At 48.3% G+C, this 2,324-nt stretch carries 3 protein-coding genes; all 3 read right to left on the bottom strand.

All coding sequences use genetic code 11. The features are described from left to right. Nucleotides 1–202, bottom strand: a 202-nt coding sequence (locus tag WBV75_RS07585) for an AAA family ATPase (RefSeq protein WP_424120027.1), incomplete at its 3' end; no start/stop codon positions are given. A gap of 1 nt (nt 203) precedes the next feature. Continuing rightward, complete coding sequence (locus WBV75_RS07580; RefSeq protein ID WP_424120026.1) at nt 204–1,655, bottom strand: peptidylprolyl isomerase; 1,452 nt, start codon at nt 1,653–1,655, stop codon at nt 204–206. After that, on the bottom strand, nt 1,642–2,324 hold a 683-nt coding region (locus WBV75_RS07575; protein ID WP_424120025.1), incomplete at its 5' end, for a peptidyl-prolyl cis-trans isomerase. The genes WBV75_RS07575 and WBV75_RS07580, both read right to left, overlap by 14 nt.

The following is a 2,324-nucleotide window of genomic DNA, read 5'->3' as shown; positions in this document are numbered from 1 at the left end:
GTCCAAGGGTTTGGGCTATCGTATTCACCATAAGAGTCTTGGCCAGGCCAGGAACACCGATCAATAAAGAGTGTCCCCCGGTGTATATGGACCAGAGGATCTGATCAACCACTTCATCTTGCCCGACAATGACTTTGCCGATCTCCTTTTTGAGCGCCTTGTGTTTTTCGACCAGGCGCTTAACCCCTTCTACGTCCGACATATCAATCTTTTAACCAGTTGTTGGTGAACTCGCACCCTTTGTAATCGGAATCCAGACTTATATAGGTTTCATCGATACGCTCACTCATCCACTCCCGAATGGCGCGAAACTGTTTGTCGCGGAGGGCAAGTTCCTGGATCTTCATATAATCTCGGGCAAAGTCGGCTTCGTGTTCGTCAAAACGGTTGGTGACCATCAAAATCTTATAACTAGGGGGGCCCCCGCGGGGATCAGGCTCCAGGGCAGGCGTGGAAATTTCATTATCCTTGAGGTTCCGAACCTGGTTGTACAGTTTGGGATCCATTTTGGTCAGTTCAAACCGCGATCCGAAATCCGCAGGGTTTCGCAAGACCCCACCATCGAATTTAGTCTCTTTCTCGTCAGAAAAATTCAAGGCCGCTTCCCCGAAGGTGTATTTGCCTTCCATGATATGCGTCCGGATACTGTCCAGGTCCTTACGGGCATCATCCAGGGCTTTCTGGGGTACTTCAGGCTGAATCAGGATATGGCGGAGATCGAGTTCCTGCCCGCGAATTTTTTCGATAAATATAATGTGGTAGCCGAATGGGGATTCAAAAGGTTCTGAAATCTCGCCTTCCCTCAAACTAAAAGCCACATCCTTAAACTCCTTAACGAAGGGGGTCTGACGGGTCATGGAGTAAAAACCTCCTTTAGACTTGGATCCCGGATCCTGGGAATATAGAATTGCCTTTACCCGGAAACTCGCCCCATTGTCTACCACATCTTCCCGGATCTCATTGAGCAGGTCAACAACCTTCTGTTTTTCTTCTTCAGGAATTTCAGGCTTCTTCACGATCTGGGCAATTTCCAGTTCTGCTCCGAATACCGGTCGCTCGTCTTCCGGGATTTTATTAAAAAACTGGCGGACCTCCTCTGGTGTCACTTCTATTTCACCCACAATATCCTGTTGCATCCGCTGGGAGAGCATTTGCAGTTTGTTGATCTTAAAAAGCTCCTCCCTCAGGTCCTCAACGGTTTCCTGGTTGTAAAACTCCAGGACCTTCTCCATAGACCCCAGACGTTGCACAAACTCCTGTATGTATTGATCGCTCGTACTATTAACCTCGTCATCCGAAACCAGGATACTATCCTGTACGGCCTGGTGTGCATAGAGCCGGTCCTCCATCAGTTTGCCCAACAGGCTGCACTGGTCCACATCTTCCTCAGTAGCCCCCTGATTTCTCAGATCGATCAGAGTCTTCTCCACATCGGAATCCAGAATGACGTAATCCCCCACTACGGCGGCTATTCCATCGAGCTTGACCCGTTGTTTTGGCGGGGCTTGCCTATTTCCTTCAGTATACGCCTGCTGAATAATTTCCTCAGGCGGTTCTACCTGGGTATCGGGAATTGAATCCAGTACCTGGGCGGACCCCGTAAAGGTTCCACTGGCCAAAAGGGCAATTGCTAAAACTAAATCAGTTGTTTTCATATACTTCAAATTCTTTCTCCCTTGTAGCCTCATCCATCAGATCGGCCTCAAGAGAGCGCAAATATTTCATTTTTCGTCGATTCAAAAGCACTTGCCGAATCGTTGGTTCTATATAATCCAGGGGGGCTACATCATTCGGCTCCAGCACATCCACCACCTTTGTCAAATATACCCCCGTTGAATCCTCCAATTGAAAAAATTGTGATTTTTTTAGGTAATCCCCCTCGTTCTCATAGGTCAGGGGATGTATTTCTTCTACCACCCGGGACAAGGGTACCCACAGGGAATCATTAAAATGCAGTTTCTTGAATTGTACCCCGACAGAATCCAGGAACTGCAAATCGTCCCCTTCAAAACTCTTGAGCCTTCGGGTCACTTCATCCTGGTTGATAAATTGCTTAGGGATCTCAATAAAGCGGAGCTGCAGAATTTTCTCCTGCAGCTTAAAATTCTCCTTCTCCTTATCATAGAAGCTTAAAAGTTCCTGCTCTCCTACCAGCGTATCGGCGATCTGGGCTACCAGGGCCTCCTTGTAGGCACGGGTGTAGAGCTCGGCCCTGTAGTCGGAAATAAGCAACTCAAATTCCCTCAACTGGTCCTCTGGCAGGTTGATTCGGGCCTTGGTGAGCAACAATTGCTGCGTAGCCCATTCGTTGATCAGGTTGTTTA

Origin of the sequence: Robiginitalea sp., assembly GCF_049588695.1 — a bacterium.
Taxonomy (GTDB): Bacteria; Bacteroidota; Bacteroidia; order Flavobacteriales; family Flavobacteriaceae; genus Robiginitalea.
Note: the sequence above shows the minus strand (reverse complement) of the source record. Positions and strands in the feature narration are given on the sequence as shown.

Bases quoted from the DNA above. Each gene is read 5' to 3' on its own strand.
- WBV75_RS07580 (WP_424120026.1), bottom strand. From the start codon at position 1,655: ATGAAAACAACTGATTTAGTTTTAGCAATTGCCCTTTTGGCCAGTGGA.